26 protein-coding genes and 1 riboswitch are annotated in these 23,902 nt (G+C 34.7%); of the genes, 15 read left to right on the plus strand and 11 right to left on the minus strand.

From position 1 onward, the window contains the following. Positions 1-197: 197 nt before the first annotated feature. Entirely contained in the window at positions 198-527 is a 330-nt protein-coding gene (locus VK90_RS30720; RefSeq protein ID WP_331457099.1) for a Shedu anti-phage system protein SduA domain-containing protein, read from the minus strand. Between the two features lie 446 nt (positions 528-973). Continuing rightward, positions 974-1,147 carry a hypothetical protein gene (locus VK90_RS31235; RefSeq protein WP_331457100.1) on the minus strand — a complete coding sequence of 58 codons (174 nt, stop codon included), beginning with the start codon at positions 1,145-1,147 and terminating at the stop codon, positions 974-976. A 1,113-nt stretch (positions 1,148-2,260) separates the two neighbouring features. Here VK90_RS31235 and VK90_RS14115 point away from each other — a divergent pair. Beyond that, positions 2,261-3,145: a hypothetical protein gene (locus VK90_RS14115; RefSeq protein WP_048373648.1), complete on the plus strand. Its 885-nt coding sequence runs from the start codon at positions 2,261-2,263 to the stop codon at positions 3,143-3,145. A 93-nt stretch (positions 3,146-3,238) separates the two neighbouring features. Here the strand turns inward: VK90_RS14115 and spoVR are convergent, their stop codons facing one another. Both spoVR and VK90_RS14125 read right to left on the minus strand, forming a co-directional pair. Continuing rightward, positions 3,239-4,654 (minus strand): stage V sporulation protein SpoVR, encoded by a 1,416-nt coding sequence (gene spoVR, locus VK90_RS14120; RefSeq protein WP_048373650.1) that lies wholly within the window; start codon positions 4,652-4,654, stop codon positions 3,239-3,241. A gap of 116 nt (positions 4,655-4,770) precedes the next feature. Next, a complete protein-coding gene (locus VK90_RS14125; protein WP_048373653.1) occupies positions 4,771-5,331 on the minus strand; it encodes a nitroreductase family protein in 561 nt (186 codons plus the stop codon). A 230-nt stretch (positions 5,332-5,561) separates the two neighbouring features. On the opposite strand from VK90_RS14125, the gene VK90_RS14130 reads away from it, so the two are divergent. The 9 genes from VK90_RS14130 to VK90_RS14170 all read left to right on the plus strand — a co-directional run bounded on the left by VK90_RS14130 (position 5,562) and on the right by VK90_RS14170 (position 12,271). Continuing rightward, positions 5,562-6,158 (plus strand): hypothetical protein, encoded by a 597-nt coding sequence (locus tag VK90_RS14130; protein ID WP_048373655.1) that lies wholly within the window; start codon positions 5,562-5,564, stop codon positions 6,156-6,158. 146 nt (positions 6,159-6,304) lie between these two features. Further along, positions 6,305-7,810, plus strand: a complete 1,506-nt coding sequence (locus VK90_RS14135; RefSeq protein WP_048373657.1) for a spore germination protein — start codon at positions 6,305-6,307, stop codon at positions 7,808-7,810. Next, positions 7,807-8,889: a spore germination protein GerYC gene (gene gerYC / locus VK90_RS14140; RefSeq protein WP_048373659.1), complete on the plus strand. Its 1,083-nt coding sequence runs from the start codon at positions 7,807-7,809 to the stop codon at positions 8,887-8,889. The genes VK90_RS14135 and gerYC overlap by 4 nt, the downstream gene beginning before the upstream one ends. 12 nt (positions 8,890-8,901) lie before the next feature. Then, complete coding sequence (locus tag VK90_RS14145; protein WP_048373661.1) at positions 8,902-10,002, plus strand: GerAB/ArcD/ProY family transporter; 1,101 nt, start codon at positions 8,902-8,904, stop codon at positions 10,000-10,002. A 54-nt stretch (positions 10,003-10,056) separates the two neighbouring features. Then, positions 10,057-10,566: a PCYCGC domain-containing protein gene (locus VK90_RS14150; RefSeq protein ID WP_048373663.1), complete on the plus strand. Its 510-nt coding sequence runs from the start codon at positions 10,057-10,059 to the stop codon at positions 10,564-10,566. 120 nt (positions 10,567-10,686) lie between these two features. Next, positions 10,687-10,935 carry a YhdB family protein gene (locus tag VK90_RS14155; RefSeq protein WP_001195459.1) on the plus strand — a complete coding sequence of 83 codons (249 nt, stop codon included), beginning with the start codon at positions 10,687-10,689 and terminating at the stop codon, positions 10,933-10,935. A 166-nt stretch (positions 10,936-11,101) separates the two neighbouring features. After that, positions 11,102-11,521, plus strand: a complete 420-nt coding sequence (locus tag VK90_RS14160; protein WP_025150219.1) for a disulfide formation protein C — start codon at positions 11,102-11,104, stop codon at positions 11,519-11,521. Between the two features lie 12 nt (positions 11,522-11,533). Next, positions 11,534-11,992, plus strand: coding sequence for a thioredoxin family protein (locus VK90_RS14165; RefSeq protein WP_048373665.1), 459 nt, complete (start codon positions 11,534-11,536; stop codon positions 11,990-11,992). A gap of 63 nt (positions 11,993-12,055) precedes the next feature. Beyond that, the gene (locus tag VK90_RS14170) at positions 12,056-12,271 is read left to right on the plus strand and encodes a DUF1540 domain-containing protein (protein WP_002170469.1); all 216 of its coding nucleotides are present in this window, start codon (positions 12,056-12,058) and stop codon (positions 12,269-12,271) included. Positions 12,272-12,303: 32 nt separating this feature from the next. On the opposite strand, the gene VK90_RS14175 is transcribed toward VK90_RS14170, so the two are convergent. The 3 genes from VK90_RS14175 to VK90_RS14185 all read right to left on the minus strand — a co-directional run bounded on the left by VK90_RS14175 (position 12,304) and on the right by VK90_RS14185 (position 14,354). Beyond that, the gene (locus VK90_RS14175; RefSeq protein ID WP_048373667.1) at positions 12,304-12,555 is read right to left on the minus strand and encodes a hypothetical protein; all 252 of its coding nucleotides are present in this window, start codon (positions 12,553-12,555) and stop codon (positions 12,304-12,306) included. Between the two features lie 102 nt (positions 12,556-12,657). Next, complete coding sequence (locus VK90_RS14180) at positions 12,658-13,419, minus strand: L,D-transpeptidase (protein WP_048373669.1); 762 nt, start codon at positions 13,417-13,419, stop codon at positions 12,658-12,660. A gap of 68 nt (positions 13,420-13,487) precedes the next feature. Further along, a complete protein-coding gene (locus VK90_RS14185; protein WP_048373671.1) occupies positions 13,488-14,354 on the minus strand; it encodes an SDR family oxidoreductase in 867 nt (288 codons plus the stop codon). A gap of 223 nt (positions 14,355-14,577) precedes the next feature. Here VK90_RS14185 and VK90_RS14190 point away from each other — a divergent pair, with 223 nt between their 5' ends. The 4 genes from VK90_RS14190 to VK90_RS14205 all read left to right on the plus strand — a co-directional run bounded on the left by VK90_RS14190 (position 14,578) and on the right by VK90_RS14205 (position 19,741). Further along, positions 14,578-15,879, plus strand: a complete 1,302-nt coding sequence (locus VK90_RS14190) for an NCS2 family permease (protein WP_002170465.1) — start codon at positions 14,578-14,580, stop codon at positions 15,877-15,879. A 92-nt stretch (positions 15,880-15,971) separates the two neighbouring features. Continuing rightward, positions 15,972-16,077: riboswitch (SAM riboswitch) on the plus strand. 88 nt (positions 16,078-16,165) lie between these two features. Then, positions 16,166-17,278, plus strand: coding sequence for a sugar ABC transporter substrate-binding protein (locus VK90_RS14195; RefSeq protein WP_048373673.1), 1,113 nt, complete (start codon positions 16,166-16,168; stop codon positions 17,276-17,278). After that, the gene (locus VK90_RS14200; protein WP_048373718.1) at positions 17,275-18,762 is read left to right on the plus strand and encodes a sugar ABC transporter ATP-binding protein; all 1,488 of its coding nucleotides are present in this window, start codon (positions 17,275-17,277) and stop codon (positions 18,760-18,762) included. Before VK90_RS14195 ends, VK90_RS14200 begins: the two co-directional genes overlap by 4 nt. After that, positions 18,746-19,741 carry an ABC transporter permease gene (locus tag VK90_RS14205; protein WP_048373675.1) on the plus strand — a complete coding sequence of 332 codons (996 nt, stop codon included), beginning with the start codon at positions 18,746-18,748 and terminating at the stop codon, positions 19,739-19,741. Before VK90_RS14200 ends, VK90_RS14205 begins: the two co-directional genes overlap by 17 nt. A 27-nt stretch (positions 19,742-19,768) precedes the next feature. On the opposite strand, the gene VK90_RS14210 is transcribed toward VK90_RS14205, so the two are convergent. The 3 genes from VK90_RS14210 to VK90_RS14220 form a co-directional block, all read right to left on the minus strand. Then, positions 19,769-20,041: a hypothetical protein gene (locus VK90_RS14210; RefSeq protein ID WP_048373676.1), complete on the minus strand. Its 273-nt coding sequence runs from the start codon at positions 20,039-20,041 to the stop codon at positions 19,769-19,771. A 75-nt stretch (positions 20,042-20,116) separates the two neighbouring features. Continuing rightward, entirely contained in the window at positions 20,117-20,329 is a 213-nt protein-coding gene (locus VK90_RS14215) for a hypothetical protein (protein ID WP_116500290.1), read from the minus strand. A gap of 181 nt (positions 20,330-20,510) precedes the next feature. Then, a complete protein-coding gene (locus VK90_RS14220; RefSeq protein ID WP_048373677.1) occupies positions 20,511-21,365 on the minus strand; it encodes a patatin-like phospholipase family protein in 855 nt (284 codons plus the stop codon). Positions 21,366-21,667: 302 nt separating this feature from the next. Between VK90_RS14220 and VK90_RS14225 the strand changes: the two genes are divergently transcribed. After that, complete coding sequence (locus tag VK90_RS14225; protein WP_048373722.1) at positions 21,668-22,555, plus strand: DMT family transporter; 888 nt, start codon at positions 21,668-21,670, stop codon at positions 22,553-22,555. A gap of 187 nt (positions 22,556-22,742) precedes the next feature. Here the strand turns inward: VK90_RS14225 and kdpDN are convergent, their stop codons facing one another. Beyond that, positions 22,743-23,897 (minus strand): KdpD-like non-kinase potassium sensor, encoded by a 1,155-nt coding sequence (gene kdpDN / locus VK90_RS14230; protein WP_082147928.1) that lies wholly within the window; start codon positions 23,895-23,897, stop codon positions 22,743-22,745. Positions 23,898-23,902: the final 5 nt, after the last annotated feature.

The raw sequence follows: 23,902 nt of genomic DNA on the forward strand, positions 1-23,902 counted from the left end.
ATAAACTTATCTTTTATTTATTATACTAATACAATATATTTAATAAAGTAGCTTTACTTTATTAATTACTTCATCAAATATAGTAATAATTACGTTTTTCATTTCTTTTCGATAAAGTTCAAACGACTGTATTTGATTTTTATTTGCATTCTACAAACACCTACTAAAACAACACATGTTGGGTTAAACACTTTAAACTACTCTTCAGTTTCACTTGATAGACTGTTAAATCCCTTTTGGATTTTATCTTTATAACTGAGCACTTGAACAATCGCACCTGATAAATCAGGATGAATAGAAAATACGTTATGTCTATACTCATTTGATAATAATTTCTTTCTTGGTGTTTTGATTTCAATTAGTGCTATATCGTTGGTTATGCTATTTTTAAAAATAAAATCGACTACTTTCCCTTCTTTATTATCCAAGCCTTTTCCACCTATATATGTTTTACCTTTAAACAATAACAGTGAACTCGCAAAAACTTGATTCAATATCCAAGAATTCTCTGTTAATAAAGACTGCAAAAACTCTTCATCTTCATTTTGCTTATTAGCTTCCCAAACATGTAAAAGCTTTTTCCAATTTTGTAATTCTAAGCAACGTATTTAATTTTTCCAACCCTTCACTATCAATTTATTGAAAATTTCTTATTAGTTGCTTTGAGTTTTTATTTTTAACCATCCAATTAATACTTTCAAATATAAATTCTCCTTTACTTTCATCCAGTAAAGCCTCCAATAAACTCTTATCCTCATTTAATTTGTATACGAGTTAGTAGATTTAGATCGCTCTCTGTAAAAAGAAAATCATTTTCACCTAATAAAATCCCGTTTCCTCATGAACATTGTAATATTTCTTAATTCTCCGGTAAAATCAATAATTCTGCTTATTTTAATTCCAATTTTATCTACTTCTTAACCTTTAACTTATCCAGATCTAATTCCTTATAATCTTCCCAAAGATAGTTTCTTCACTTTTTCTGAAAAATGAAATTCCCTCGAACAGCTGCATTTTCATCATGTATATTGTTAACTAATTTTGGTCTAAATAGAAATCTTGTACTAGTATTCTCTCTTAATACTATATCCTCCCCCCCCACTACTGAAGATTGTGATGTAGATGTTGTAGAAATTTTCGTAAACATTAAAATACCCCTTCGAATTAAATTTACTACAATTATTATACTAAATTCCCCGTATGATTTTTATAATAAACTTCGCATTTTCCTCTTAATCCCCCTTATAGACTATGTCAACAGATGTTTGATTAACATTTTTGCTTAGTATTATCTTTAAATCCAATCTCCTTGTTACCCTATTGTATCGATGATACAATTATTTGGAAATATAAATTAACACGGAGGTTTTCCAAATGAAAAAATACCTAATTTTTACATAAAAGTATCTATTCGAGGTAAAAAATTCTTGTAATGGAAGAAAAATACACGATATCTTTAGCAAGTTCCATCGAAAACATTGACTCATTTGTTAAAAATATATATCAAAAGCTTAGTATAGAATCAGAAAGCATCCTCCATATTCAAGAAATCATAAACTGTTTTAGAATTGAATGCATTAAGCTTATAAAATTAGAAGTGAAAATTTTCCTCAATCGATTCCAGTTCACTCCGCATGAATATAGCTTCGAAGTTTCTTGTAATGATTTTGAAGGTACAGTTAGTTCTAAACAATTCAAAGAAAATAATATCGAGTCTCTATTACTAGAAATAGAAAAACAAATAATGAACGTTATGACGAAAAATTATGATGACATTACTAATGCCGTTACTAAATCTATTCATGAGGTACTTGATTCCTCACACATATCCTATATAAACTCAAATAATGAGATAGCTAATCTATCTATAGTTGAAGTTTGGTAAATTATTAACTTTTACTTGTAACGAATAATTTTCGATTAATATTTAAAAGTCTACTTTAATTTTGTAAGAAACAGTTACACTTAGCAAAATTTAAAATGCAGTTGGTAAAAAACAAATTAAACAAGAGACAAATACACACTACTATCATAAAAAGCCGCTGATTCCAGCGGTTTCACACATACTTCCTATGTACCATCTTCCCATCATAAGAAAACACACTATGCTTCTTCTTCACCACTAATTCCATATGAACTGTTCTTCCTTTTATTATGTTTGATTTTAAGTGAATAAAGCAGAAACAAAACCATCTAAAAGAAAAATTCCGAACTAGACATGTTAATATTATTGTATCTAGGTATTAAAGGAGGATTTTTAATGAAGTTCGTTAATTTCTTTAAAAATTTTTTAAAAGATTCACATCAAACATCACTTCCCAACACTGTTTTAGATATTAATAAGAAAAAGGAAATTATGGGCACCGTGCGAACAGAATCTTCAAAAACAAGTATACCTTTCGAGAACGCTACTCAAGAAGAAGAAAAATATCAGTCTAATTCTAATTTTTTTAAAGAATGGCTGTGCCCTTATTGTAACCATAAATTTGACAAAGAATTAACTAGAAAAAGAAAGTGCCCCAAATGCAAAAATACATTTTGGATTCGCACACATTTTAAAACTAAACAAAAGCTGGTACTTACAGAAGTACAACTGGAGTTATTTGAAAAAGAAAAGGAGAAGTATTATGAACAGAAGTGGATTGAAGATTTCTTTATAAAACATGGGACTACATTAGAAAAAGAAGAGAAAAATTCTTCTTCATCTTCTCCATATGACATCGCTTGGGGATTACTCAATCGTATCTCTATGGAGAATGCATCAACTATGAGTTGGGGATTATTTCGTAATTGTAGAATGGATATGGCTGAACTGCTAAAAAAGGAAGGCAAAACAAAAAAATCCTTACTCTTTTATTTAGAAGTTTGTTATTACGATATTAATGGGGCAACTAATACTACTACTAATCCCCAGTTACTAAAGGAATATCCACCTTTTCGTCCAAAAGACTTTGGATTCTTGGCCCCTGGTATTATGGATTATGTAGAATCTTTAACTAATGAATTAAATCTCAATATAGAAGAGATCCAAGTAATGTTTATTGCACACAATAATCACTCATATAAAAATAATAATCTCATTCCTCTATCCCCTGAAAAGGCTTGGAATACTTTTGAAAAAGAATTAACTAAAAGAAAGAAATAACGCGTTCTTGTTATATACTTATCTGCGGTTTTATTCATCTGAAAAAATAATAAAAAGTGTATCTATAAAAAAAGCCGCTGATTCCAGCGGCTCTCACACATACTTCCGATGCACCATCTTCCCATCATAAGAAAACACAACGCCCTTACTTTCCACAATGGACTCCATATGCACCGTTCTTCCCCATAACTGATGAATGTATGGCAATACTTTTTCTAAGTATTTTAAATCTAGCTCGATTCCTTCGTAGCTATGTTTAATGTACAGTTCTCCATTCTTTAAGTAGTCTCCATCTTCTACTACTAAGTATGGGAAACCTCCATTTGTGCGCATATTTACGAGTTGATCGCGTACATGTTCCCACTCTTTATCAATTACTTTATATTCTTTTCCTTGGCGCTGGAATAAGTACATATCTTCGCGCATTACGAGTTCTTTATTTAAGTAGTTTCTTAGGAATGATACGTCCCATTCAATTTCCCGTACTTCAAAGATTTTTTCACGACCAGAACCTGGTTTTACACCGCGTCGCTTCATTTCTTCTGTCGGGTTGTTATAGCGTTCTTCAATGTCTTCAAACATTTTAATACCGAGGTAGTATGGATTAATACTTGTTTTGGATGGCTGTACGACACCTGCGTTTAATTTCGCAAATTCAATTGCTTCATCAGATGTTAAATCCATTTCACGAAGTATGCGTTGATGCCAGTAGGAAGCCCAGCCTTCGTTCATGATTTTCGTTTCAAGCTGTGGCCAGAAATATAACATTTCCTCACGCATCATCGTTAATATGTCGCGCTGCCAATCTTCTAACTCACGGCTATATTCTTCAATAAAGAGGAGTAAATCTTTCTCTGGTTGCGGCGGAATTTTCTTCTTTTTACGTATATTAGAGCGCTCTTGTTTTTTATTTCGGTTATCTAAATTCCATAAATCATCGTATTGTGATGCCTTTTTCTTTTCTACTTCTTCTTCTAAATCATCAATACTCCATGCCAATTTCGGACGCATAAGTGACGGATCAATATGTTCCTGAATGGCAAGTACGGCATCTAAAAATGTTTCTACCTCTGCCTTTCCGTATTTATGCTCATATGCTTTCACACGGTCCGCTGTTGCCGCCATACTCTCCACCATATCACGTTTCGTATTAGAGAAACGAATATTGTTTTTAAAGAAATCACAGTGCGCTAAAACGTGCGCCACGATTAGTTTATTTTGAATTAAAGAGTTCGTATCTAATAAAAAGGCGTAACATGGATCAGAGTTAATAACGAGTTCATAAATTTTACTAAGTCCCAAATCGTATTGTAATTTCATTCTGAAAAATTGCTTTCCAAAACTCCAATGTGAAAACCTCGTCGGCATCCCATATGCACCAAATGTATAAATAATTTCCGCTGGACATATTTCATAACGCATCGGATAAAAATCAAGCCCAAATCCAGTCGCAATTTCAGTAATTTCCGCAATCGCATATTGCAGTGCTTTATCGTCACTTGCTCTCATTATTTTCCCTCCTTACACTTTCCCTTAAGAAAGTGTATGATGAGGAACAAGCTTTCATGAGGATTGATTGCATAATAAAAAGACACCCTCGCAAAAACGAGAATGCCTTTTTCCAATTACCCTTCAATAATCTCCATCTTCTCCGTAATCGGCGTACGAGCTTTTCCTTCTGGTGCTTTATCGAAATAGCCGATATGAAGAATTCCAACAATGCGTTGGCCTCTTGTTAAACCGATTCCTTCTATAAATAGTGGATTGTAGTTTAATCCACCTGATTTCCAAACACTTCCTAGGCCGCGTTCCCAAGCAAGCAACTGGAAGTTTTGCATAAATGCACATGTTGCAGCGTAATCTTCGTCACGTTGAATTTGACGTGGATCTTCATCAATGTAAACAACGATTTGTGCAGGTGTGCTTAAGAAACGGTCAGATAAAATTTTGCCGCGTTTCGCTCTTTCTTCTTCTGTGAAAGAGTTTAATACTGCGTCTACTAATTTCTGACGGCCTTCTCCAATGTATAATTTACAATTCCATGGCTCACGATGTTTATGATTTGGTGCCCATGTTGCGTCGTTTAATAGTTCAATTAATAGCTCTTTTTCTACTGCTTTATCTGTAAATGTACGAACAGAACGTCTTTCTTTAATAACGTTTGCGATGGAAGTATATGTAGTCATATTTTTCTCTCCCTTATTTTTATCTATATGTATAAGTTTATTATTGATATTGATTTTCAATTTCGATTATAACCCAGTTTTTCACTATTAATCAATGTTTTATGTTGGAAAACTAATAAAAACTTTATTTCATACTGTGAATAAAAAAACTTAACTTGTTCACAAGTTTTTCACATTTTATGGAAATGATAAGTGTAAAGTTTTCCACTATCCATCTAGGAGGAGTTTGTATGTACAAGAAACTCGCAGTAAGTATGACTATGGCAGCATTATTATGTGGGGTAACGGTCTTCCCTGCTTCCGCTGCCACGCCAAAAGAAGTAACAATGCACCATCATAAGCCTATTTCAGAAGAAGAGATGCAGTCGCTCGAAAAACTCGGCTATAACAAACATGAAATTTGGAAAGCTGCACACATTGCAAGAATAAGCAAAAAAGAAATCAAAGACGTTTTAACTTACTATAAACAAAATAAATCTTGGGAGAAAACGGCACAGCATTTCGGTGTAGACCCAAGTAAATTGAAAAAGCATCATATGAATAAAGAAACGAAAAAAGCATTGCTACAAGAGCTAGCAAACATGCACAAATCTACACCTGATCAGCTAAAACAAAAAATGAAAGAGTATAACATCGGCTTACGTCATCTCGCGGTGTTAACAATCATCGCTCAAAAAAGTAATACCCCTCTCGATGATGTACTGAAAATGAAAAAAGATGGAATGAACATTAAACAAATTGCAGAAAAATTAAATGTAAAAAAAGAAGATATACGAGCAGAAATGATTAAATTAGTGAAGTCTATTAAAGAAAAGAAAACAAATTAATACGACAAAAAGGAAGAGGTACTCATTACCCTTCCTTTTTTTATATCAATCCGCTCCTTTTAATTTTTCTTTCTAATTTTCAAGTATAAATTCCCGCCTTTCCCAAAAACTAACATAAGTAAATGATGTATGTAAGAGGTGAGAAAATGTTTCGTTCTTCGTCTAAAAAGAATAAAAAAACAATCCGTTCCATTCCAGAATTTATCCACACTATGAAAGGGTCTAGTGATTTCGTTTCCTATAACATCGTAGAAGATGGGACGTTATGTTTGTTTTATTATAAATCTACAGCTGAATCACTCCTCATTAATCGATTCATTTTAACACCTATAAAAAGAGAATTAGATCACATTGAAAATATAAGTGACATAGCAAATATCGTCACACTTGAGGAGATTATCACCGGCCCTTCTATTGATGATATTCGTGAAAAATTATTAAGTGGGTATGTACTCATACAGCTAAAAAATGATTCTCGCTCAGCAGAATATGCACTTATTCGTGCCGAAAGTTCAGTTGTAGGTACACGATTATATAACGATACCGAAAATGAATATAGTGTAATCGGTCCAAAAGTCGGATTTGTTGAAAATATTGATACGAATACACACTTACTTCGCCGAAATATTGTAACGGAGCAATTAGTTTTCAAAGAAGTTGTAGTTGGCTCTATATCAAAAACAAAGGTCGTAGTTGCTTACATCGAAGGCATTACGAATGAACAGCACGTCAATACTGCAATGCAGCGCCTACAAGACATTGACTTTGATGTTCCTTTCGATGCGACTATGATTGAACAATTTATTAGCGATAACAGTAACTCGCCCTTCCCTGTTTTACTACCTACAGAGCGCTTAGATCGTTCTGTTTATGCACTCATTAATGGAGGGGTTGTCATTTTAACAGACGGTTCCCCTTACGCATTAGCTGGACCAGCGACGTTACTCGATTTCTTTGTCTCTCCAGAAGATTATTATTTACCATGGGTAGCGGGCTCATTTCTTCGGATGGTTCGTTTTTTTGGAGCAGCATTCTCTTTATTTTCGTCAGCTATTTATACAGCTGTATTAACGTATCACTATCAAATGATTCCAGCTGATTTACTTGGCCCGATTATTTATTCTAGAGCTAACGTACCGTTCCCACCTGTTTTAGAGGCTCTTTTTTTAGAAATTACAATTGAATTGCTTCGCGAAGCCGGGGCACGGTTACCGACAAAAGTTGGACAAACGATCGGTATTGTTGGGGGGATTGTAATAGGGCAAGCATCGGTAGAGGCTGCTTTAACGAGTACCATTTTATTAATTGCGGTTGCCTTATCCGCACTTGCTTCTTTTACAACACCGACGGTAAAAATGTCTTCTACTATTCGGTTATTGCGCTTTCCGCTCATTATTTTGGCCGGGGCATTTGGAGGCTTAGGTCTTATTGTCGGATTCGTATTTATTTTAGCGCATTTAATTCGTCTAAAATCACTTGGCTCACCTTATTTATTACCGTTATATCCATTTCGAGGTTTAGGTACTGCAGAAGGACTACTGCGCTTACCATTTAGCCAAACTGCAGGGCGTGCCTCTTTTCTGAGACCGAAAAAGAAGTGGCGCTATAATCCAAACAACGCAAAAAGGAAACGTGATGGTGAAAAGAAATGAAAATTTTTTTACTATGCTTTACTATTATCATTTTTATTTTCCAATCAGGTTGTACGCAACCGAATATAGTTGATACGCAGCGAATTATTCATGTGGGCGGATTCGATATAACGAAAGATAAACAATTCCGCGGGACAATTCTCTATCCAGATTATACAAAGGGTGTGCAATCAAAACCACAAACTCAGTCAACAACTGCAGACACAATTGAAACAATATCTTCACGCTTAAATGCCAAATCACCACATACTGTCGCTGTAGGTCAAATGCGTGTTGTCCTATTTGGAAAATCATTTGGTGAACGTGGAATTAGTGACGTTATTAATAACTTACAACGTGACCCTAACATTGGCCGGGATGTCCAGCTAGCACTTGTAGATGGTTCAACAGAAGAACTTCTCAAACACGTCAAAGCAAATGGATCACTATATCTTTCTGATTTACTTGAACAAAATATAGAAAATGAGACGATTCCTCGGACCGCTTTAAATATTTTTCTATATAACTTTTATTCATCAGGATGCGATTCATTTCTTCCTTACATTCAAGTGGATGAAGACCAATCAGCTTCCATTAAAGGTCTCGCTTTTTTAAAAAAGGATAGAGTTGCTATGTATACAGATAAAAAAGGATCTTTTTTATTAAAATTACTCATTAATCCCACTAAAAATGGGCGTTATGAAGTTCCAATACGCCAAGGTAAACAGAAAGGATTAATCGCCACTCAAAACTTATCTGGAGATAGTGTTTGTGACGTTACTCAAGATGGTGATATCCCGAAAGTTCACATCCGTTTAAAACTAAACGGACTCATAAAAAACGCACCAGATTGGCTTGATTTATCGAAAAATGAAAATATAACTTACGTCAAAAAACATGTCGAAAAAACACTTGAAAAACATTTAAACGAATTAATAAAACAATTCCAAGAAAAAGAAATTGATCCGATAGGTCTACGTGAAGAAATTCGTAGTCACTCGAGAAAATGGAGTATGAAACAAATTCAAGAAATGTATCCTAGCCTAGACGTTGCGGTTAATGTGCAAATTAATGTCGTACAATCTGGTATCGGAGAATAATGAGGTGCTAAAATGGATAAGCAAAATAAAACAAATACTGTTTCCCCCTATTTCGCATTTCTTTTATTACACTCCCTTCAAATTGGAGTAGGTGTTTTAGGATATCAACGAATTATTGCGCAATATGCTGGATATGACGCTTGGATTTCCCTTATTGTTGCTGGTATTGCGACTCATATCGCGCTATTTTGCATGCTAAAAATGTTAGAAAAAGATAATGATTTAATGAATATTCATACAACATGTTTCGGGAAGTGGATTGGGACCTTTTTTTCCGTGTGCTTTGCCGCATATCTTCTATTATTTTGTCTTACTGTTCTTCGTACATATATTGAAGTCATTCAAGTTTGGGTCTTCCCTACAATTAAACCATGGAAATTAACTTTATTATTTTTACTCGTGACTTACTACGTAATAAAAGGCGGATTCCGCTCTGTAACAGGAATGTGTTTTTGGGGCGTCATAATACCTATTTTCGTAGTACTCTTTTTAGTTTTCCCAATGAAATACGCACATTTCCGTAACATTTTACCTATTCTCACCCATTCACCCATAGAAATTCTAACTTCAGCTAAAGCTTCTGCATTAGAATTTCTTGGATTTGAAGCACTACTTATCTTTTATCCGTTTATCGAAAAAGGAAAATCTTTAAAGAGATGGGCACATGGCGGGATTGCTTTTACAACTATTTTATACGTATTATTAGCAATCGTTTCCCTTATGTACTATAGTCAAGGACAATTGCACCACACAATTTGGCCTACATTAACGATGCTAAAAATCATTAAAATCCCCTTTATTCAGCGATTTGAATACATAATTATATTCGTATGGTTCCTTATTATTTTACCTAACCTTTGTTTAACGATTTGGTCTTCTTGCCGTACTATTAAGCGTTCTTTTCATATACCATTTAAAATTACATTGCCACTTTTTATTGTAACTGTATTTATCTCATCCCTATTTTTCACAAACCGTGAGAGTATTAATACATTAAATACAGTACTATCAAAAGCTGGCTTATATATCGTATACGTTTATATACCGATTTTATTTCTATTCCATTCACTGCGATGGCACTTCAAAAATCGTTCCAAAAAAACTTCTCCCTAGGTGTGCTTCAGTCTGATACAATTTTATTAATACATTTGTAAAGGGGACAAGCAGATGAAAAAATATGTATTTTCTTTACTTGCAGTACTGAGCCTAATTCTTACTGGATGCGGGAGTACTGGTACAAATGAAAAAAAGTCTTCTGAATCAAAAGAAGAGCATGACCACGCATCACATACTCAGCAAACTGACATTCAAGAAAAGACAAAAGGAGTCGACACACTCCCAACCTTCCTAGACAAGCTTGATCCACAAATGAAAGACATCTACACTGTCGCTGGACAAAATGCTGAATTATTAGATTGGATTCCTTGTTACTGTGGTTGCGGCGAAAGTGTAGGACATAAAAATAATAAAAATTGCTTTATTCGTGAAATCGAAAAGAATGGTGAAGTTGTTTGGGATTCCCATGCAACAACTTGTGTAAATTGCCTAGAAATTGCAGTTGAATCCGCTTCGATGAAACAAAAAGGAAAATCAACACTTGAAATTCGTAAATACATTGATAATAAATATAAAGAAGGATATGGAAGACCAACCCCTACACCAATGCCAAAAGCTTAAAAACGAGGAGATACCTCGTTTTTTCTTTTCATTCACCTTTTTTCTTAACAAATTCTTTCAAGTGTATTTCTCCTTGCTTGTCACACACTATATATAACTCCTCGGTAAGGAGGGTACACAGTGCAAACATATAACGACTATGACAAAGCTCTCTATTACACGTATTGTTGTAATTGGGATAAATTACTCGTTCTAATGGTTCAAACGAATGATCAGTTATTTTCTAAGCGTATTGAACATTTCCTTCACGCTTACCAATATAGCAAAGAATTACCTGAAGTTGATAAACAATTGCAGCTTCTATTTCAATATATTGACCATGCATCACAAAAGTCACATGTAGAAGAAGTAGAGCAAATTCAAATGTAAAATATAGCGCTATTCTCTCTAAGAGAATGGCGCTTTTTTGAACATTTTCATATCAATAAAAGTTTCCTTTTACAAAACTTTTATTGATAAACATATTTTCTCTTTCTTTTCTCTACCACTTCATACTATAATTTAGTATGTAACTATTATAAGAGAGGTATAAAATATGGAACGAGAAAAAAAGCAAGAATATGCTTTATTTACTGCATGGGGAGCTTCTTTTATTGCTACGCTAGGTAGCCTATACTTTTCCGAAATCATGAAATTTGAGCCTTGTGTCCTTTGTTGGTATCAACGCATCTTTATGTATCCGTTCGTTTTATGGCTCGGCATTGCTGTAGTAAAAAAAGATTATCGTATTGCAAGTTATTCCTTACCAATTGCAAGTATTGGTGCTTGTATTTCTTTATATCACTATGCAATCCAAAAAATTTCAGCACTATCAGCTGCAGGAGCAGCTTGCGGACGCGTACCTTGTACGGGAGAATACATAAACTGGTTCGGCTTTGTGACAATCCCGTTTTTAGCACTAATCGGCTTTATCACAATCGCTATTTGTAGCTTTATTGTAATTAAAAACAAATAAGGAGCTAAAAAAATGAAAAAAATGCTTATATTTGGCGGTATTATTATCGTCTTATTTGCAGCAATCTATGGTGTAACACAAATGGAAGAAAAAAACGCATCGACAAGTCAAAAGCTTAATAATAATAGTACTAGCCAAACAGACGGTACGGACTACTATACAAATAAAATCTCTCTTCCAGATCTTCAGAAAAATTTAGAAGAGAAAAAAGAACAAACAGTATACTTTTATCAAACAACTTGCGTTCATTGCCAAAAAATATCTCCTATTGTCGTACCACTTGCAAAAGATTTAAATATCGATATGAAAGTTATGGATATCGCAAAATTGGACGCTCCTTGGGATGATTATAAAATTCAAGGCACTCCAACAATTATTCATTTTAAAGACGGTAAAGAAGTGAGCCGTGTTAGCGGAGAACAATCAAAAGAAGCATTTACAAAATGGTTCGAAAAGACAAAACAAGAATAGGAAACTCCTTCTATACATGAAATGGGTGTAAAATCCCACACTAATGTATAAGGAGGGGGTTTTATGCCAGAAGTAAGATGCTCTGTTTCCAATTGCTCATTTTGGGGACAAGGTAACTTTTGTCAAGCAAGTGCAATCGTTGTTCAACCCGATGCACAACAAGCAGATCAAATTGAAAACGATTCTTATACAAGCGCAACTTTAACAAATGAGACGCTTGAAAGCTCTGTAACGACGAGTGTAGAAACTTGTTGTCAAACATTCAAGCCAAAATATTAAACACAAAAGCATACGATTAGTCGTATGCTTTTTTACATTCCCCTCCAAGAATCATGCATCATAAAAAAGTATAAAACGACGAGAATGACCGTCCCACATAAAGTGATACGCCGATATATACTCCTCTCTCCTTCCCTTGCTTTAACAAACGCCCAAATAAATCCGACGAACAATATTAAATCAATATACGGAACATAAAAGGAAAATACGAGTAACGCATACAAATACACGATAAATAAACAAATCGTTACTAAGAAAATTTTAAATGCAAATTCACTTTTCATAATATAACCGCCCCCAATCCGTACTGTATTATATTCATGAAAAAACAATAGTTGCAGTTAAAATCAAAGCACAAATAAGCTACCGTCTATTTACGGTAGCTATTACGGGACATTATATTTTCTTTTATAGATGTTACTCAAAATCGAATACGGTAATTGTTCATAACGAATTTTTTCTCCAGTTTCATCCATTATATACAAATTATTCCCTACATAATATACTCCATTTTTCCGTTTCGAATATACTACATATCTTTCATTTGGCAATACTGTTTTTACTTTCGAAAGCTGTCCATTTGGCTCTTGCCAATATATATTTAAACGATCAACTAACGTAAGATTCCCGATTTGTTCCTCTTCTACTTTACGGCCATTCCAGCTCACAACACGATAACCAAGCTTATATGCTTCATATTCAGGACTCGTATAAAAACGAGAAATAATTACTTTTGTCTGTAATTGTACCCGATCATATAACCATTGTATGTCCCGATCATGCATGCGAATACAACCATTCGACTCCCGGCTTCCAATCGTCCATTCCCGATTTGTTCCATGAATCGCATATTCCTTTTTATCCAAACCTAGCCACCTCGTACCGAGAGGATTATTCGGTGCACCCCCAGCTATTTTTTTACGATGGTAGTCTTTATTTTTATATTTACTTATAATACAAAAATTTCCTTCAGGCGTCGGGGTACTGTCTCTTCCTGTCGTTATCGGAAATGTCCTCGTATAGTTTCCATCTTCAAAAAAAGATAGCTGATTCGTCGTAAGGTTAACTAATATTAGATGATCTGTATTAGCAAAAGCGCTAGCTGGTAGGCAGAAAAATAAGATTGCGATAAACCAGACTTTCTTCATCTAAATCCTCCCTAGCACTAACATCATAATAAATGCAATTAGCTTTACTTTGCTCTTATAAATGAAAACTATCCATTTACAATAACGCCCCCATTTACATGTATCATTTGTCCCGTCACATAAGCCGAATCACTAGACGCTAAATATACATATGCAGGTGCTAATTCATACGGCTGACCAGGTCTTTGCATCGGGACATTGCTCCCGAACTGTGATACTTTTTTCTTATCAAAACTTGATGGAATAAGCGGCGTCCAAATTGGCCCTGGCGCAACACCATTTACACGAATTCCTTTTTGTACAAGGGACTGAGAGAGTGATCTTGTAAAGGCGACAATTGCTCCTTTCGTTGCAGAATAATCGATCAACGTTTCATTTCCTTCATACGCAACGATAGATGCCGTGTTTATAATTACATCCCCTTGCTTTAAATGAGAAAGTGCTGCTTTTGTAACATGAAAATAAGAAAAAATATTAATACGGAACGTTTTTTCTAGCTGTTCCGCTGTAATATACTCTAACCCTTGCTGCGGATATTGCTGTGCGACGTTATTCACTAGAACATTTAAACTCCCCAGCTGTGAAACAGTCTTTTCCACAATATCTTTACAATGTTGTTCACTACTCAAATCCCCCGGCAGTAATATGCAATCCACGCCTTCTTTTTCAACAAATTGTTTCGTCTCGTTTGCATCTTCATCCTCATCTAAATAAGCAATCGCAATATTTGCTCCCTCTTTTGCAAAAGCAATGGACACAGCTCGCCCAATGCCACTATCTCCCCCTGTAATTAATACATTCTTTCCTTTTAACTTTTCGCTTCCTTTATAATTTGGATCTTCAAATTGCGGAAGAGGATTCATTAACGATTCAATACCAGGCTGTTTGTTTTGATGTTGCGCTGGCATTGTTAAAAAGTTTTTTTGCTGTGGCATAACTTCCTTCAACTCCTTTTCCTTATAATGTGCACAATAATAAAAACTACTTACACATTAAAAAACTGTAATTCACACGCATCTTCACGATTAATATTCGAATTTAAGACATAAAATATGAATTGTTCTAAAGTTTTTATGTAAAACTATTGCAAAATAGATAAAAAACGAATATTATATATAACTGTTGTGGAAATTATTCGTAAAAAGAAAGGATGTTTCTATGTTTAACCTTTCAAAACATAAAACTTCTATTAAAACTGAAATTATGGCAGGTATTATTACCTTTTTAACAATGGCATATATCATTGTCGTAAACCCTGTCATCCTTGGGGATGCAGGTGTTCCGTTTGAACAAGCATTTACAGCGACAATTATCGCAGCTGTTGTCGGAACATTATTTATGGCAATCTTTACAAACTTACCAATTGCAATTGCACCAGGTATGGGATTAAATGCTTACTTCTCTTATTCTGTTGTAAAAGCTCATGAAGGCATGACTTTCGCAATTGCATTCTCTGCTGTATTCGTAGCAGGTATGATTTTAATTTTGTTATCATTTACATCTTTCCGTACAAAATTAATGGAAGCAATTCCTGAAAACTTAAGACATGCAATTACTGCTGGTATCGGTCTTTTCATCGCCTTTATCGGTTTACGTTTAACAGGTATCGTTACAAAAAATGATGCAAACTTAGTTGGACTTGGAGATCTTCACTCTGCTCCAGTACTACTAGCATTAGCTGGACTTGGAATTACAATTGTCCTTATGTCTTTAAATGTAAATGGCGCACTATTTATCGGAATGCTATTAACTGGTATTATCGCTTTCTTCACAGGACAATTAACATTCTCAAACGGTGTTACATCAATGCCTGGATTACCAGAAGGAATTATTGTTTCAAATCCAATTACTGCTGTATCTGATGTAATTAACTACGGATTATACGGCGTTGTTTTCTCATTCTTCCTTGTTACACTATTCGATACAACAGGTACATTACTTGGCGTTGCACAACAAGGTGGATTTATGAAAGACGGAAAGCTTCCAAAAGCAGGACGAGCTCTTCTATCTGACTCATTCTCAGCAACAATCGGTTCTATGTTCGGAACAACACCATCAACAGCTTATATTGAATCATCTGCTGGTGTTGCTGCCGGTGGTCGTACTGGTTTAACGACAGTTACAGTAGCTGTTCTATTTGCATTAGCAGCGTTCTTCGGACCATTAGTAAGTGCCATTTCTGGTGTATCAGCTATTACTGCACCATCACTAATTATCGTTGGTAGTCTTATGATGGGCTCTGTTCGCCACATTGATTGGGATGCATTTGATGAATCATTCCCAGCATTCTTAGTAATCTTAAGCATGCCACTTACATCAAGTATCTCAACAGGTATTGCACTTGGATTTATTTCATACCCACTTATGAAAGTGGCAAAAGGTAAATTCCGTTCGGTTCACCCACTTGTGTATTTATTCGGAATCTTGTTCGCTTATCAATTGATATTCTTACCACATTAAAATCCCTCGTTGTGAGGGGTTTTTTATTTATTAAAAAACATTTGACAATAGTACATAGTTATGGAATAATTCGAAATAGTTAAATATTCGATGTCTTATCAAGAGCAGGTGGAGGGATGAGCCCTACGAAGCCCGGCAACCGACCCATTTATGGGCACGGTGCTAATTCTTACAACACATTGTGTTGAAAGATAAGAGTAATATGATAAGACGTCTTTTCTATATGAAAAGGCGTTTTTTATTTTCACTCCCTCCCCTCTCTTCTTAGTTTAGGAGGGATTTTTTTATGAAGAAATTTTGTTCCATCGCACTTATTTTTCTCTTACTTACATTAACAGCTTGCACAAATGAACAAGATGCTGTCTCTTCACAAATGCAACAACCGGTGAAGAAAGTGACTACTACAGCAGAAAATCATTTACAAACAGAAATTCCAAGCCAAGTAAAAAAACCATTAAAAATCGCATTAATTATGCAAATGTCCATCGGAACTTTTTCCTCTCAATATATTGAGGGTGTCAAAAAACAAGTTGAGCTATTCGGTGGCAGTGTGCAAGTCTACAATTCTGATAATGATTTAGCAAAAATGGCAGCAAATCTAGATACTGCTATTAATTCAAAAGTTGATGGTATTTTAATTGATCACGGTCGCTCTGAAGCACTAAAACCCGGAGTAGAAAAAGCATTACAAGCGAACATTCCTGTAGTAGCATTTGATAACGACCTACGCTTACCAGGCGTAACGATTATTGATCAAGATGACTATAGTCTCGCATGGAAATCATTAAAAACGTTAGCGGAAGATTTGAATGGACAAGGAAATATCGCCGTCGTATGGGTTGGCGGATTTGCTCCAATGGAACGTCGCAATGTTATCATCGATGCTTTTTATAAACGTTATCCAAATATAAAAGAAGTTGCACGCTTTGGTACTGCTAGTAATAACACACCACTTGATACACAAACACAAGTAGAAGCTTTACTAAAGAAATATCCGAAAAAAGGGGATTTACAAGCTATTTTCGCTTCGTGGGATGAGTTTGCTAAAGGGGCCGTCAAAGCACTCGAACAAGCTGATCGTACAGATATAAAAGTATACGGCATTGACTTAAGTAATGAAGATTTACAACTCATGCAAAAAGAAAATTCACCTTGGACTGCTACGGCTGCAACTGATCCGGCTGAAGTCGGTAAAGTTCAAGTGCGCTTCTTATACAAAAAAATCGCTGGTGAACAAACGCCGGATATTTACTCACTAGAACCTTATTTAGTAAAGAAAGATAGTTTACCAAAAGAAAATATAACAATGGATCAATTATCAAAACATATAAACGGTTGGGGAGACTCGAAAGATGCATATTCCCCTTGGATGAAAAAATTAGAGAAGGAGAAAAAATGATGACATTCTCTCTTCAAAACATTACACATTCTTATCACATCGCTACCCCTGTACTAGAAGATGTTTCTATTAACATACAAAAAGGAAAAGTTCACGCTTTACTAGGAATGAACGGTGCGGGAAAAAGTACTTTACTAAAAATAGCAACTGGTGAAATTCAGCCAGTTGCTGGGGACATAAAAATTGATAATCAGCCTATTTCCTTTACTTCGCCACGAGATGCGAAAAAGCACGGTATTTCTTTCGTAACACAAGAAGTGGATCACGGACTTATTCCTGGATTATCTGTATTAGAAAATGTACTAATCGATCATTTAACAATGCAAAATAAAGTACTATTTTCAAAATCAAAATTAGTAGCACTCGCGAAACAATATTTGCAAGCTGTACAGGTAGATTTAAATGTTTCGGAAGATGTTTCAAACTGCTCATTACATGAAAAACAATTACTTCTCATCGCAAGAGCCCTATCTAACAATACAAATTATCTTTTATTAGATGAGCCAACTTCTTCTCTTGGGCCAAAAGAAGTGGAAACATTTGGGAATCTCTTAAAAGATTTAACATCAAAAGGTATTGGTATCATCTTGATTTCTCATCGTTTATCCGAGATTCGAAAATTTGCGGATGAGGTAACTGTATTACATAACGGTAAGGTTACACTATCTGAAGCTATTACAAAGATTACAGATCAACAAATTGTTGAAGCAATGACTGGAAAACAACTCTTACTTCCTATTAATACAGCCCCAAAATTCGGGAGTGAAGAAATATTAAAAGTACAAGAGCTTCAATTACACAAAGACCATTCTCCCCTTTCTCTTACAGTACGAAAAGGAGAAACTGTTGTGATATACGGATTAATTGGAAGCGGAAAAACAACGCTTGCTGAAACTTTATTTGGTGCTCGCCATACTTATCGTGCAAAAATAAACGGCCAAAATATAACGATTAAAACACCGCGAGATGCAATTAAAGCGAAAATCGCACTTGTACCAGAAGAAAGAAGAAAACAGGGCTTATTTCTTTCGGAAGATATTATAAGTCACACAAATTTACACCAATCTGGTTGGAGACGAAAACAACCCGAATTACATAATGCTACTGCGGCAATTACTACTTTCAGCATCTCACCAAATGATCCAAAAGCATTTATTCATTCACTTAGCGGAGGAAACCAACAAAAAGTCTCGATTGCAAAGTGGGATGGATTCAAACCTAATCTATTTCTTTTGGACGAGCCAACTAAAGGTGTAGACGTCGCTGCGAAACAAGACATTTTTCAATTCATTCGCAACACTACAGAAGACGGAAATTCCGTAATTTATTTCACAGGAGAACAAGATGAAGCGCTACATATCGCCGATCGTATTCTTATACTAGCAAACGGCGAATTTGTAGGCGAGTACTTGCCGAATGACCTATCTCCTGAACAGCTTTTACATTTATCTGAAGGGAGCTATTCCATTGAATCTCGTTCATAAAACTAAAACTAAGAAATTATATTTACCTACCCATCTTTTTTATCAATTTAGCACAATCGCTATCATTATAGGCGTTACAATTTTTTTCTCTATCGTCAACGATTCTTTTTTAACCTACAACAATATTAGTGATATTTTACGTTCCATTTCTATTGTAACGTTACTTGCAATCGGTGTTACCTTTACATTAATTGTAGATGGATTTGATTTATCAGTCGGCTCTACCGCTAGTTTAGCAACAATTGCGGCCGCCTCCTGTCTCGTTTTATATCGACAAGAACTATTAGTCACACTTCTTATTCCTATTCTTTGTGGTCTATTAGTTGGATTATTAAATGCACTACTCGTTATCCGAATTAAACTACCAGATTTGCTAGCTACATTAAGTATCATGTATATCGTGAATGGACTACACTTAACATTCTCAAAAGGATCTTCTATTTATGAAGGAATGTCTGGGGCCACAGGACATTTTATTCCATCCTTTTTATATATCGGTCAAGGCTCCGTTTTAGGGATTCCAGTCCCTGTCATTATCATGCTTATCGTTGTTTTCATTGCACATCTTTTTTTAGAAAAAACAACATACGGTCGTTTCTTTTATATGACAGGTGGGAATCGAGAAGCTGCTAGATTAGCGGGTATTCCTACCGATCGTTACCGTGTATATGCTTATATGATTAGCGGTTTACTAGCCTCTATTGGTGGCATTATTCTATGTAGTCGCGTTGGAACAGGACAAGTTTCAGCTGGTGCCCCATTATTAATGGATGCAGTCGCAGCTGCCTACATCGGTTATGCAATGTTCGGTGCCAAGAAACCAAATGTCATCGGAACATTTCTCGGCTCCATACTAATTGGCATCATATTAAATGGACTCACAATGATGAACGTTCCTTATTATGCACAAGATATCATTAAAGGCAGTATTTTAATTACAGCTTTAGCCTTTTCATTTATTAAAAAGAAGGTTAAATAAAAAAGTAGTGCATCGAATTCCGATGCGCTACTTTCCTTTTGCAACAATCGTACGAACTACTTTTAACGCAAGTAGTAAGAGAAGGTTCGCTACTGCTACAAGTCCTAAGAAGACTGCTATCATCAGCTCTCCCATTCCGTTATTAATTACAAACATAATAGAAGAAATAAAAGCCAAAATAAACAAAATTAACGTTGGTATATATTTAACAGGAGGCTTCTTATATGCTTTTTTAGAAAGAAGAAATGTAACTAACAACGTCATAATAAAAACAAAATACACCGCAAATAAGAAAATCATCCAAACGCCTCCTCTCTATTCAAACCTTTTAACTATAAAAAGCCCCCTCCAAATATACAGGGAGCTTACAATTTGTTAATACTTCTCATCTACCTGTAATTCTTTACTATACTTTTGAATGAAAACTGATGAAATAACCATCACGATCCCTACACTAAACCCAATAAGCTGATCTAATAGCATTTCGTCATGAATAAGCCAGCGAAGTAAAAATACGCCGCCAAAAATAAGCATTGCAGTAAATCCAGTATGTCTAAGTCCTTTATATACATTTTCCATATGTATCATTCCTTCACGTACTTTTATCCATATTATACCATATCCTTCAAGCAAATTCTCCTCAATAAGAAACCCATATGTTTTACAAACTCTTTAAACACTTAAACATTTATACATAAAAAAAGTAACGTATAAGCACCAAAGTAATACAAAAAAGACTGCAGAGAACCCCTTCTCCACAGCCTAATTATTATTTTTGCAAAAACGCCTGTAAATCTGCAAATTGTCTCTTCGCATCTTCATAGCCTTGCTCATATAGATTTTGTAGTTTTGCTATATCTTTTTCCATACGGTCTACTTGAAGCGGCACTTCTGGACGAATAACAAATAAATTACCCGCTTGTTCTTCTCTTTCAATGTAGTGAAGTGTTTCATTATATACTTCATAACGAGTTAACATCGTATTTACAAGATTGGGATATTTTTTATAAGCCTTTGCTGCAACCCAGCCAAACTTTGATTTTTTCTTCGCGTAACCATGATTTCTCGTCAAAATAACGACTGATTTTTTAAATCCATCTTCCTGTGCTTTACGAACTGGAATCGGATCAGAAATCCCGCCATCTAATAATTGCTTACCTCTGTAGTCTACTACCGGTGCAATAAATGGCAATGAACTAGACGCTTGCAATAAATTTAACGCATCATCATTCGTTCCCTCTTTTTCAAAATAAACAGGTTGTCCAGTTTCACAATCTGTTGTTCCTACAAGGAAACGCTCTGGACTATTAAAGTATGTTTCAAAATCAAACGGTACATGCTTTTCTGGAATTTCATGAAAAATGAAATCCATATCAAATAATTGACGCTTTTTCCATAAGTTTTTATACGATAAATACTGTGGATGTGATGCATAATCAATATTTACTGTTTTATTTCTATTTCTTTGTCTGGAAAGATACGACGCTGCATGGCAAGCACCAGCTGATACACCGATTACATATGGAAAATATAAATCTTGTTCCATAAAGTATTCTAGTATCCCACCAGTATATACTCCGCGCATACCGCCGCCTTCTAATACTAACCCCGTATTTTCAAGCATGTTACTCTCTCCTCTTTCTATATATTGACTCTTTAATTATTCACTATGTTAAGTATCTTTTTCTATTATATATGAGTTCTTTCAGAAACAATATTCAAAAGGCTTGAGAAAAAGAATTTCTTCTTCCTAACGATAGCACCACATCACTATCAGGCTAACAAAATATACCTACGACTTCTTTAAATGAATTATTATAAATAATCCTAGATTTTTTTAATTTTAAATATTCAGAATTGAAATTAAAATATATAATAAGATGATGGGGGATGAAATTACAAATTATAGATAACGAGGGAATAGGGATGAAATTACAATTAAAAGCTGAGTTAATGCTACTACTGGTTACATTTTTTTGGGGTGCATCCATCCTACTTACAAAGGTTGGCCTTGATGACATAGAAGAATATAATTTAATCGCATTACGATTTATTATTGCCTTTCTTTTATCAAGTTTAATATTTTACAAACACTTATTCAAAATTGATTTTAAAACTGTAAAATATGCTTTTATATTAGCTTCTGTTTTATTTATAGTTTATATCTTTGCGACTTTCGGTACAAAGTATACAAGTGTTTCTAATGCAGGTTTCTTACTAAGTCTCACTGTCATTTTCATTCCAATATTATCATCTATATTTTTAAAGCACATTCCTGAAAAGAAAGTTATATTAGGAATTGTTTTAACGATAATAGGAATCGGATTATTAACATTAAATAGTGAATTTAAGATCGGTAACGGCGATATATTTTGCATATTGTCTGCTTTATTTTATGCGATTCACGTCATCATTACGGGCACAGTAACGAAACATGTGAATTCAATTGCTCTTGGGGTAATACAACTCGGCTTTGTTGGCCTATTTAGTCTTATTTTTTCATTCATTATAGAAACCCCAAAACTTCCAAGCACTATTGACTCATGGCTAATCACCTTAGCCTTAAGTATATTTTGCACAGCAGTCGCATTCATTGTTCAAGTTATTGCCCAGCAATACACCACTCCCACACATACAGGTCTTATTTTTTCATTAGAACCTGTTTTTTCCGCAGGTTTTGCCTTCTTTTTCACGGGTGAAACACTCACACTTAAAGGCTACTTAGGTGCAACTCTCATATTATTAAGTGTATTAATTGCTGAGTTAGATTTTAAAAGTTTATTAAAACTCAATTATAAGAAAAATATGGAATAGATATTTCGCCAAGATAGATAAATATACATCCACGTTGAGGGGCTTCGTTTATATTATTTTCATTCTCTTAACCTAGGTCTACTTCTAAGTGAATGTCTTTCTCTCACGGGAATAAAATCCCCATACTCTACAAAAAAGAAAATAAGTAAAAAGCAAAATAGAGACTTCCCGAAAGGATGTCTCTATTTTAAGCTCTTTGATCAGCAACGATATGGATATCAATATGCTTCGTTTGTCTCATAATTTCATTTACAATAGAACCTTTTCTTATTTCTTCCCACCGTGTTCTTGCTGATTGCCCGAGTAAAATTTGCGTTACTTGTAGTCTGTTCGCGACTTCAATAATAACATCAGCTGGCTTTCTCCCTTTCGCTTCTTCTAATACAAAGCTCGCATCAAATTGATTCGTCAAGGATTTCCACTCTTCAATTGTTTGCTTTTTCCCTGCTGAAATAGAATCTATATTTTCCCTTTCTACATTTAAGACATACAATTCAGCGTTTAACCGATCAGCCATGCGCCATCCTCTTCTTATTAATTTCTCTGCTGTTGAACTGTATTGTACACAAACGAGAATTTTTTCTTTCACGCCAATCGGCTCTATAACTGTTTGACTAATTTTTTCATCCATATCATCTGCAACTTCACGAAGCGATAATTCCCTTAGTGCCCCTAGATTATTAAGCGTAAAGAAGTTTTGTAAGCTTTGCTGAATTTTTTCTTCCTTATATATCTTTCCATCTATTAATCTCTTCCTTAATACTTCAGGTGTTGCATCAACGAGTTGAATTTCACTTGCTTTTTGCAAAATAAAATCCGGAATACGTTCTCGTACTTTGACATTCGTAATTTGAGCTACAATGTCATGAACGCTTTCTAAATGTTGAATATTAAACGCTGATAATACTGATATACCAGCCTCTAGCAATTCTTGAACATCCATGTACCGTTTTTTATGTTTAGAACCAGGAATATTACTATGCGCGAGTTCATCAACAACAACAATTTGTGGTGCTCGCTTTATAATTCCTTCTACATCCAGTTCATAAAACACTTTCCCTTTATAATCTATTTCTTTTAAAGGAACTTTTTCTAAATCAGCAATTGCTTCTTCCGTCTCTTTTCTTCCATGTGTTTCAATTAAACCAATTACAATATCAATACCATCTTTTTGCATTTCTCTAGCATCAAAGAGCATTTTATAACTTTTCCCTACTCCTGGAGCAGCCCCTACGTATAGCTTTAACTTTCCGCGATTTTGCTGACGAATGTATTCTAAATACTCTTCCGGTGTTCGCCTTTGAAACGTTGGTTTATAGTCATCTGCATACAAGACACGCACAACCT

This window comes from Bacillus sp. LK2 (genome assembly GCF_001043575.1).
Lineage (GTDB): Bacteria > Bacillota > Bacilli > Bacillales > Bacillaceae_G > Bacillus_A > Bacillus_A paramycoides.

What these genes read in the sequence shown, in the direction of transcription:
- VK90_RS14145 (WP_048373661.1), top strand. Translation starts at nt 8,902, where the DNA reads ATGGATAAGCAAAATAAAACAAATACTGTTTCCCCCTATTTCGCATTT.
- VK90_RS14130 (WP_048373655.1), top strand. Translation starts at nt 5,562, where the DNA reads ATGTACAAGAAACTCGCAGTAAGTATGACTATGGCAGCATTATTATGT.
- VK90_RS31235 (WP_331457100.1), bottom strand. Translation starts at nt 1,147, where the DNA reads ATGTTTACGAAAATTTCTACAACATCTACATCACAATCTTCAGTAGTG.
- VK90_RS14210 (WP_048373676.1), bottom strand. Translation starts at nt 20,041, where the DNA reads ATGATTTTCTTATTTGCGGTGTATTTTGTTTTTATTATGACGTTGTTA.
- VK90_RS14125 (WP_048373653.1), bottom strand. Translation starts at nt 5,331, where the DNA reads ATGACTACATATACTTCCATCGCAAACGTTATTAAAGAAAGACGTTCT.
- VK90_RS14190 (WP_002170465.1), top strand. Translation starts at nt 14,578, where the DNA reads ATGTTTAACCTTTCAAAACATAAAACTTCTATTAAAACTGAAATTATG.
- VK90_RS14165 (WP_048373665.1), top strand. Translation starts at nt 11,534, where the DNA reads ATGAAAAAAATGCTTATATTTGGCGGTATTATTATCGTCTTATTTGCA.
- VK90_RS14170 (WP_002170469.1), top strand. Translation starts at nt 12,056, where the DNA reads ATGCCAGAAGTAAGATGCTCTGTTTCCAATTGCTCATTTTGGGGACAA.
- VK90_RS14195 (WP_048373673.1), top strand. Translation starts at nt 16,166, where the DNA reads ATGAAGAAATTTTGTTCCATCGCACTTATTTTTCTCTTACTTACATTA.
- VK90_RS14160 (WP_025150219.1), top strand. Translation starts at nt 11,102, where the DNA reads ATGGAACGAGAAAAAAAGCAAGAATATGCTTTATTTACTGCATGGGGA.
- VK90_RS14150 (WP_048373663.1), top strand. Translation starts at nt 10,057, where the DNA reads ATGAAAAAATATGTATTTTCTTTACTTGCAGTACTGAGCCTAATTCTT.
- VK90_RS14115 (WP_048373648.1), top strand. Translation starts at nt 2,261, where the DNA reads ATGAAGTTCGTTAATTTCTTTAAAAATTTTTTAAAAGATTCACATCAA.
- VK90_RS14225 (WP_048373722.1), top strand. Translation starts at nt 21,668, where the DNA reads ATGAAATTACAATTAAAAGCTGAGTTAATGCTACTACTGGTTACATTT.
- spoVR (WP_048373650.1), bottom strand. Translation starts at nt 4,654, where the DNA reads ATGAGAGCAAGTGACGATAAAGCACTGCAATATGCGATTGCGGAAATT.
- VK90_RS14215 (WP_116500290.1), bottom strand. Translation starts at nt 20,329, where the DNA reads ATGATACATATGGAAAATGTATATAAAGGACTTAGACATACTGGATTT.
- VK90_RS14220 (WP_048373677.1), bottom strand. Translation starts at nt 21,365, where the DNA reads ATGCTTGAAAATACGGGGTTAGTATTAGAAGGCGGCGGTATGCGCGGA.
- gerYC (WP_048373659.1), top strand. Translation starts at nt 7,807, where the DNA reads ATGAAAATTTTTTTACTATGCTTTACTATTATCATTTTTATTTTCCAA.
- VK90_RS14200 (WP_048373718.1), top strand. Translation starts at nt 17,275, where the DNA reads ATGATGACATTCTCTCTTCAAAACATTACACATTCTTATCACATCGCT.
- VK90_RS14135 (WP_048373657.1), top strand. Translation starts at nt 6,305, where the DNA reads ATGTTTCGTTCTTCGTCTAAAAAGAATAAAAAAACAATCCGTTCCATT.
- VK90_RS14180 (WP_048373669.1), bottom strand. Translation starts at nt 13,419, where the DNA reads ATGAAGAAAGTCTGGTTTATCGCAATCTTATTTTTCTGCCTACCAGCT.
- VK90_RS14175 (WP_048373667.1), bottom strand. Translation starts at nt 12,555, where the DNA reads ATGAAAAGTGAATTTGCATTTAAAATTTTCTTAGTAACGATTTGTTTA.
- VK90_RS14185 (WP_048373671.1), bottom strand. Translation starts at nt 14,354, where the DNA reads ATGCCACAGCAAAAAAACTTTTTAACAATGCCAGCGCAACATCAAAAC.